The organism is Streptococcus oralis ATCC 49296 (assembly GCF_000185265.1).
GTDB lineage: Bacteria > Bacillota > Bacilli > Lactobacillales > Streptococcaceae > Streptococcus > Streptococcus oralis_BC.
Genome location: NZ_GL622183.1, coordinates 1,574,521 through 1,583,113, shown reverse-complemented (window position 1 = coordinate 1,583,113; position 8,593 = coordinate 1,574,521). Strand labels below are relative to the sequence as shown.

General features: G+C 38.6%; 5 protein-coding genes. 2 read left to right on the top strand and 3 right to left on the bottom strand.

What is annotated here, in order from left to right; all coding sequences use genetic code 11:
* The 3 genes from zwf to HMPREF8578_RS09860 form a co-directional block, all read right to left on the bottom strand.
* Positions 1–1,486: glucose-6-phosphate dehydrogenase (zwf, locus tag HMPREF8578_RS0102250; RefSeq protein ID WP_000096115.1), on the bottom strand; the 1,486-nt coding region annotated here is incomplete at its 3' end.
* Between the two features lie 149 nt (positions 1,487–1,635).
* The gene (locus HMPREF8578_RS09865; protein WP_001096337.1) at positions 1,636–2,376 is read right to left on the bottom strand and encodes an amino acid ABC transporter ATP-binding protein; all 741 of its coding nucleotides are present in this window, start codon (positions 2,374–2,376) and stop codon (positions 1,636–1,638) included.
* Positions 2,376–4,541, bottom strand: a complete 2,166-nt coding sequence (locus tag HMPREF8578_RS09860) for an ABC transporter substrate-binding protein/permease (RefSeq protein ID WP_000726962.1) — start codon at positions 4,539–4,541, stop codon at positions 2,376–2,378. Before HMPREF8578_RS09860 ends, HMPREF8578_RS09865 begins: the two co-directional genes overlap by 1 nt.
* A 180-nt stretch (positions 4,542–4,721) precedes the next feature.
* Here HMPREF8578_RS09860 and uvrB point away from each other — a divergent pair, with 180 nt between their 5' ends.
* Positions 4,722–6,710, top strand: coding sequence for an excinuclease ABC subunit UvrB (gene uvrB / locus HMPREF8578_RS09855; RefSeq protein ID WP_000610401.1), 1,989 nt, complete (start codon positions 4,722–4,724; stop codon positions 6,708–6,710).
* An 18-nt stretch (positions 6,711–6,728) separates the two neighbouring features.
* Positions 6,729–8,558, top strand: coding sequence for a DUF2971 domain-containing protein (locus tag HMPREF8578_RS09850; protein ID WP_000413446.1), 1,830 nt, complete (start codon positions 6,729–6,731; stop codon positions 8,556–8,558).
* Positions 8,559–8,593: the final 35 nt, after the last annotated feature.

The window sequence follows — 8,593 nt, the reverse complement described above, 5'->3', positions numbered from 1 at the left end:
ATTCTAAACGACCATCTTTACGATAGGCGATATCTGGTTGCCAGGTCCATTTGGCTCCATACTTCTCAAGTAAGTCAAAGCTAGCTTGTGGTCCCATGCTCCCAGATTTATAATCGTAGAGTGGAGCTCCGTTTTCAGCCCAGAGCTTTTCGATACGGTCAATCAATTTCCACGAAGCACTTACCTCATCCCAGTGGCTAAAGTTGGTAGAGTTGTTATTCAAGACATCGTAGATTAATTTCTCGTATGGGTCTGGTGAGGCTCCAGTAGCAGTAGCATCTGTACGGTAATCCAGAGAGCTTGGTGCCAGGTTAAATTCTTCACCGACTTGCTTCCCATTGAGGCTGAGAGAGAATCCTTCAGTTGGTTGGATATAGATGGTCAAGATATTTGGCGCTAATGGTTCTCCAAAGATAGAGTCCATTTGCTTAAAGACGATATTGACATGAGTGCCTTTTTCTGTCAGGCGTTTACCAGTACGGAAGAAGAAAGGAACGCCACGGAAGCGATCGCTGTCTACAAAGAAGGCACCAGACGCAAAGGTTTCTGTTGTAGATTCAGGATCGACATTTGGCTCGCTTCGATAGGAAATGTATTTCATACCATCGATTTTACCAGAGCGATATTGACCACGGATAAACTGTTCTTTCAGTTCTTCCTCAGTTGGATGATAGAGGTTTTTAAAGACCTTTATCTTTTCAGCACGAATCTCATCCTTTGTAAAGCTAGCTGGTTTGTCCATGGCTAGAAGAGAGAGAAGTTGGAGAGTATGGTTTTGAACCATATCACGAAGGGCACCAGATTGATCGTAGTAGCCACCGCGTTCTTCTACACCCAAGCGTTCCGCAAAGGTAATCTGAACATTATCGATGTGTTCGCGATTCCAAACATTCTCAAAGATCATGTTGGCAAAACGAACAGCAAAGATACTCTGAATCATCTCTTTACCTAGGTAATGGTCAATACGGTAGATTTGCTCCTCATCAAAGGCTGCAAGGAGATCTTCATTGAGTTTGCTAGCTGTTTCGTAGTCTGTACCAAATGGTTTCTCAACGATCAAGCGCTCAAAACCTTTACCATCAACAATGTTTTCAGATTTGAGGTGCTTGGCAATGGTTCCAAAGAACTGAGGTGCCATGGACAAGAAGAAGAGCTTATTGTGTTCAGCTTGGTATTTTTCATTGAGCTCAGCTTGTAATTGGCGCAAAGCAATGTAATGTTCCGTATCATTCACATCATGGCTTTGATAGTAGAAGTGGCTAGCAAATTCCTGGGCTTGCTCGGTACTATCTGCCAAATCAAGGATGGACTCGACAACTACAGATTCAAAATATTCTTTACTCCAAGGTCTACGAGCTGTTCCGATAACAGCAAAATGCTCAGAGAGATTGCCTGATTTATAGAGTCTGAAAAGGGAAGGGTAGAGTTTGCGTTTAGCTAAATCTCCACTCGCACCGAAAATTGTAACAATAACCTTTGATGACATCTAGCTACCTAATTTCTATATTTTTTCCTAGTTGGACTAGGGATGAGATTTCCTCATTATCATAGTTTTTATTTTATCATAATTTTCAAAAAAAACAAAAAATCCAATACGCAATAAAAAAAGTGTAAGGAGAACCTCACACTTTCGTTTTATACGTTTAAGACCTTGTCCAAAAATTCTTTTAGACGAGGGTGTTGCGGGTTATCGAAGATTTGATCTGGAGTTCCATCTTCTAGGAATTCACCATCAGCCGTAAAGATAACACGGTTAGCCACCTGACGAGCAAATCCCATCTCATGGGTTACGATAATCATGGTCATGCCTTGTTCCGCCAATTCCTTCATAACATTCAGTACATCTCCAACCATCTCAGGGTCCAGAGCGGAAGTTGGCTCATCAAAGAGCATGATATCAGGATTCATGGCAAGTCCACGAGCGATAGCTACACGCTGTTTCTGACCACCTGAAAGGCTATCTGGGTTGGCATTAGCTTTATCTGCTAGTCCTACCTTTTCAAGCAACTCCATCCCCAATTTTTCAGCTTCTTCTTTGGTCATCCGTTTGTGTTCAATAGGTGCAAAAGTGATATTTTCTAGGACGGACATGTGAGGGAAGAGGTTGAAATGTTGGAAGACCATTCCCACGTTTTCACGAACATGGTCGACATTGGTTGATTTTTCAGTCAAATCATAACCATTTACTGTGATGTGGCCACTCGTTACCTCCTCGAGAAGGTTAAGGCTACGGAGGAAAGTGGATTTACCAGAACCAGAAGGACCGATGATACAGACAACATCTCCTTCATAGAACTTAGTCGTAATGCCTTTTAAAACTTCGTTTTTTCCATAATACTTATGCAAATCATTTACATCAATTTTTAGTTTTGCCATTAACGAATCCTCTTTTCTAAGCGTTTCGCCAGTCTAGTCAAAAGCGTGATAATTACAAGATAAAAGATAGCAAGGATTGCATACATCTTGAAACTTTGGTAGTTACGGGCGATGATAATCTTACCAGTTTGGAAAAGTTCCACCAAACCGATAGCAGAAACGATGGTTGTATCTTTAAGAGCAATAACGAATTGGTTGACAAAGTTTGGCAACATCAATTTAGTCGCTTGTGGCAAGATAATCTTACGCATGGTTTTTCCATAAGAAATACCAAGACTGCGGCTGGCCTCCATTTGCCCAACTGGAACAGCTTGAATCCCACCACGAACGATTTCAGCGATATAAGCTGCCGCATTGAGTGAGAGGGCAATAGTACCAGCTACAAAGTCATTGATTGGACTTTGTTGGCCTGTAATCGACTCTATGAAGTTTGGAATTCCCCAGAAGATGAAGGCTGCAAGAATCATCAATGGAATTCCTCGAATAACGTCAACGAAAATCTCAGAAATCAGACGAAGAGATTTGTATGGGCTAACGCTAAACATACCAAAGATAATACCGATGACAATGGCAATTGCAAATGAAATAAGCGCTAGAGCAAGAGTGATTCCAAGTCCACTAAGAAGTTGTTTGTAGTTGTTTTGAAGCAAGCCCCAGATAGTAGTTTCGTCAACCGTACTTGTAGAGTCAGTTGAAGTTTCGCTAGCTAGATACTTGTCAAGAATCTTTTGGAATTCACCGTTAGCTTTGAGGTTCGCAAGTCCATTATTGAACATCTGGATCAATTCAGGGTTTGTACCTTTTTTAACCGCAAAGGCTGTTTCACCGATTGGAGTTCCAGCGATTGGTGTTTTCAATTTTTGACCTTGGCTGATAGAATATTTGAGAACTGGCTCATCATCCATCACAGCATCAATAGCTCCAGTATTCAGACTGTCATACATTGAAGCGCCATCTGCAAAGGTTTTAATCTTATAACCGTATTTGTTTTGATTCTCAGTAAGGAACGTTTGAGAAGCAGTTCCGTTTTTAACACCGACAGTTTTATCCTTGAGGTCTTCATAAGAAGCAATCGTGCTTGATTCTTTCACACCGAGAATCGTATTTGCTGTGTAGTATGATTCTGAGAAGTCGAAGGTTTCCTTACGGGCATCTGTTACAGACATACCAGCAATGATACCATCTGCTTGTCCTGCTTGAACAGCACTAATGGCTGCGTCAAATCCTGGGTTGGTAATCTCAATTTCAAAACCTTGATCTTTGGCAATAGCCTTGATGAGGTCCATATCAATACCGGTATATTGATTGCTTGAATTTTGAAAGACGAATGGGGCGAAAGATGAGTCGCTGGCAATAATGTACTTGCTTTTCACTGGAGTAGCTTTTTGTCCAGCAGCAGTAGTTGTCGTTGGGCTTGCCGTAGTTGTAGAAGCTGTCCATTTTTGGATGATTTGCTCCAAGCTACCATCCTTCTTCATTTGTGCTAGGGCTTCATTAAACTCGGTAACCAAGTGTTCATACTTGCTCCCTTTCTTGACACCAAAAGCAAAGCTTCCAACAGCCTCACCATCCATATTGATGCTGAGATCTTGTCCTTGGTTAATCGCATACTCAATAACAGGTTTATCATCCATGATGGCATTTACAGCACCAGCACTTAGACTGTTATTCATCAAATCACCTGTATCAAAGGTTTTAATAGAGAAACCGTATTTATCTTTGATACTTTCGAGGAAACGTTGAGCGGCAGTTCCGTTCTTAACTCCAACTGTTTTGCCGCTAAGTTCCTCATATTTGGTGATTTTATTTGCCTTTGTGGTAGCAATGACAACTTTTGTATCATAATAGGTATCAGACATGGTAAAGACATTTTCGCGTTCTTTTGTTTTTGTCATACCTGCCATAATAGCATCTGCTTGACCTGACTGCACTGCATTTACAGCTGCATCAAAGCCAGGATAAGACATTTGGATGTTCCATCCTTTGATCTCTGCGACTTTATTGATAATATCAACATCAATCCCTTTATAGGTTTGATCTGAATCTTTAAACTCAAAAGGTGCGTAAGCTGTATCAGACACAATCTTAACAGTATCAGCTTTTGCCATACCTAGTGAGAAAATGGGAAATAAAATGAGCAAACATGCTAGTATTTTTTTCTTCATTTTCAGTCTCCTTTTCCGAATATTTTTCCATTATACCAGAAAAAAGGTGAAAAGGCAAATTTTATGAATTTGATGTAAGAAAATATAACATGAATTGCTCGTTCTTATCAGTTTGGAGAAGAGTTTGAAAAGCAAATTTATGGTAAAATAGAAAGATAGAAAAATGCAGATGAGGCAATCATGATAAATCGAATTACAGATAATAAATTTAAACTAGTATCAAAATATGAACCTTCAGGAGATCAACCCCAGGCAATTGAGCAGTTGGTTGATAATATCGAGGGTGGAGAAAAGGCTCAGATTCTGATGGGGGCGACGGGTACAGGGAAGACCTATACCATGAGTCAGGTCATTTCCAAAGTCAATAAACCAACTTTGGTCATTGCCCATAACAAAACTCTAGCTGGGCAGCTCTATGGGGAGTTCAAGGAATTTTTCCCTGAAAATGCTGTTGAGTACTTCGTATCGTACTATGATTATTACCAACCTGAGGCCTATGTCCCTTCGAGTGATACTTATATTGAAAAGGATAGCTCGGTCAATGATGAGATTGACAAGCTTCGACACTCAGCGACTTCAGCACTTCTGGAGCGTAACGATGTCATCGTTGTGGCTTCTGTCTCTTGTATTTATGGTTTGGGTTCTCCTAAGGAATACGCTGACAGTGTTGTCAGTCTGCGTCCAGGTCTTGAAATTTCTCGTGATAAACTTTTGAATGATTTGGTTGATATCCAGTTTGAACGCAATGATATTGATTTCCAACGGGGAAGATTTCGCGTTCGCGGGGATGTGGTGGAGATTTTCCCAGCTTCCCGAGATGAACACGCTTTTCGAGTAGAGTTTTTCGGGGATGAAATTGATCGTATCCGTGAAGTTGAGGCTTTGACAGGTCAGGTATTGGGAGAAGTGGATCATTTGGCGATTTTCCCTGCCACTCACTTTGTGACCAATGATGACCACATGGAGGTTGCTATTGCTAAGATTCAGGCAGAGTTGGAGGAGCAGTTGGCTGTCTTTGAGAAGGAAGGCAAACTGCTAGAAGCACAACGCTTGAAACAACGGACAGAGTATGATATCGAAATGCTACGTGAGATGGGGTATACAAATGGAGTTGAGAACTACTCTCGTCACATGGATGGTCGTAGTGAAGGAGAGCCCCCTTATACGCTTCTCGACTTCTTCCCAGATGATTTCTTGATCATGATTGATGAAAGTCACATGACCATGGGGCAGATTAAGGGCATGTACAATGGAGACCGTTCACGTAAGGAAATGCTGGTTAATTATGGTTTTCGTTTACCGTCAGCCCTGGACAATCGTCCTTTACGCCGTGAGGAGTTTGAGAGTCATGTTCATCAGATTGTTTACGTTTCAGCGACACCTGGTGACTATGAAAATGAACAGACCGAGACAGTAATTGAGCAAATCATTCGTCCGACAGGACTTCTAGACCCAGAGGTGGAAGTCCGTCCGACTATGGGACAGATTGATGACCTCCTAGGTGAAATCAATGCCCGTGTTGAAAAGAATGAACGAACCTTTATCACCACTTTGACAAAGAAAATGGCTGAAGACTTAACCGACTACTTCAAAGAAATGGGCATCAAGGTCAAGTATATGCACTCGGATATCAAAACCTTGGAACGGACGGAGATTATCCGTGACCTACGCTTGGGTGTTTTTGATGTCTTGGTCGGAATCAACCTGCTCCGTGAAGGGATTGACGTTCCTGAAGTAAGTTTAGTAGCCATTCTCGATGCCGACAAGGAAGGATTCCTACGTAACGAACGTGGCCTCATCCAGACCATTGGACGTGCCGCCCGCAATAGTGAAGGGCATGTCATCATGTATGCAGACACGATGACCCAGTCTATGCAAAAAGCTATCGATGAAACAGCCCGTCGTCGGAAAATCCAGATGGCTTATAATGAAGAGCATGGTATTGTGCCACAAACTATTAAGAAAGAAATTCGTGATCTAATCGCCGTAACCAAGGCAGTTGCCAAGGAAGAGGACAAGGAAGTCGATATCAATAGCCTCAATAAACAAGAGCGCAAGGAACTCGTCAAGAAACTGGAAAAACAAATGCAAGAAGCCGTCGAAGTGCTTGATTTTGAACTCGCAGCACAGATACGTGATATGATGTTGGAAGTGAAGGCTTTGGGGTAGGTTTTAGAAGGGGATGAAATGGAAAAGTTAAATTATTTTACTGGTGAATTTAGTGAATCCGAATTAAAGAATCATTTTGATTCCTTAAATAAAGAAAAACTGAAATACGATCTTGATAATTTTATAAATCAATATCTAGATTTATCTGAAGAAGAACAATTAGAATTTTCTGAATGTGTTTTAGATATTTGTAATGAATTTGAAGAACAAATTGACAGTTCTTCAAAAGAACGCTTATTAGAGTTTTTCAATAAATTCTTTTTAAGTGAATTTTTACAAGTTTCAAGTTTTTCAATCAGATTATATTTAGATTTTTTATATTATTACATTTCTAAAGCTCATAATTATGAAGATTATTCAATATTCATTGATAATGATAGTTTATTTTTACACTTATGTCATCAAGTAATTACGGAGAATATTGAAGAAGATGACAGGATTTCTTACGTCATCTCTGGGATGTTATCAGTTTTTTGGCGTGTATTTAGATATATAAGATATGATAATACAAAAATAGGAAATTTAGAAAAGAAATTACAAGAATTTATTGATGTTGTATATAAAAAGTTTAATTTTGAATCATTTGAATTCATAAATTTTTGGTATTTTCAATTAGATGAGTTACTTTTAATTTTTAAAATTCAACATCTCAAAACTATTAATAACTATTATCTCAATAATCCTCAATCTCTTTTTGTTGGGCAATACTTGGATTTTGTGTTAAGACACTCTGAAGACGTAATTAAAAATTCGATTAATGTTGTTCGAAAGATAGCAGAAGAAAATGATTCGGATATCATCCGAAACCAAGCTATTAAGTTAATTGAGAAGTATGATAATGATTACCTTAATGAAACAAGTGATTTAGAATCTATTCCGTCATTAGACGCGACTCAACTTTTAGAACAAGCGGATAAAATTATCACCAATATTCGTTCTAAATTGACTGTTGATTCAAATGAGTTGAAAGAAATTGGTTCCTTTGGACATTATACTAAGATTGATACTTTAACAAACTTTCTCATAAAAGCAGACTGGAAGAATGACAATGATTCTAAAGTGAAATCTCCATATTTACGGCTTACTAATCTCAAGCAGCTAAATGACCCGATGGAAGGAAGAGTAATATATGATTATTTGGGTATAGATAATACTTTTTTCCAAAAATATCAAACTTCCAATGTTTTTATATCTTCTCTAACCACGGTATCTGATAGTTTACCTATGTGGAAGGAGTATGCAGATTCATCTCAAGGTGCCTTCCTTGAATATGATCTGTCTTATCTTGAAGATATAGTTGCTCATAAATCGATAGAGTTTGTTAAAGTTCATTATTTGGATTTAATATCAGTGAATAAAGATGAAACAGATGTTGGTAAATCTCTTGATAATTTAAAACAGATATTTGAAAAATTGCAAGAACTGGAAGCTGAAAAAGAATTAAACAGTTTTGCTGAGAAATTGAAGAAGATTTCTTATCTTTTTAAAGTAAAAGATTATGAATATGAGATGGAGTATCGTATTCTAATCAATTTAGATGATACAGCTATACAAAATATTATTAAAAGAGGTGTTAATGATTCATCAAATGAAAAGTACTTGAAGAAAGAAGAAATTGGGTTAGAAGTTTTTGATAAGGTTAACTATAAAGATTTTAGGAAGTATATCGTATTAAGCTCGAAAGATAATGGCAGATATGATTTATTTGTATACATCAATTTATTACCTTTGAAATACTCAAAAGTAATTCTAGGTCCAAAGGTTACAGATGCAGACTATATTGCTCCTTATCTCAAACTTGCTAATCCCAATATAGAGATAGAAAGTTCGAAAATTCCTTATCGTTAAGTTGAGGATGATATAAATCAGAAGGTGGTTTGAGA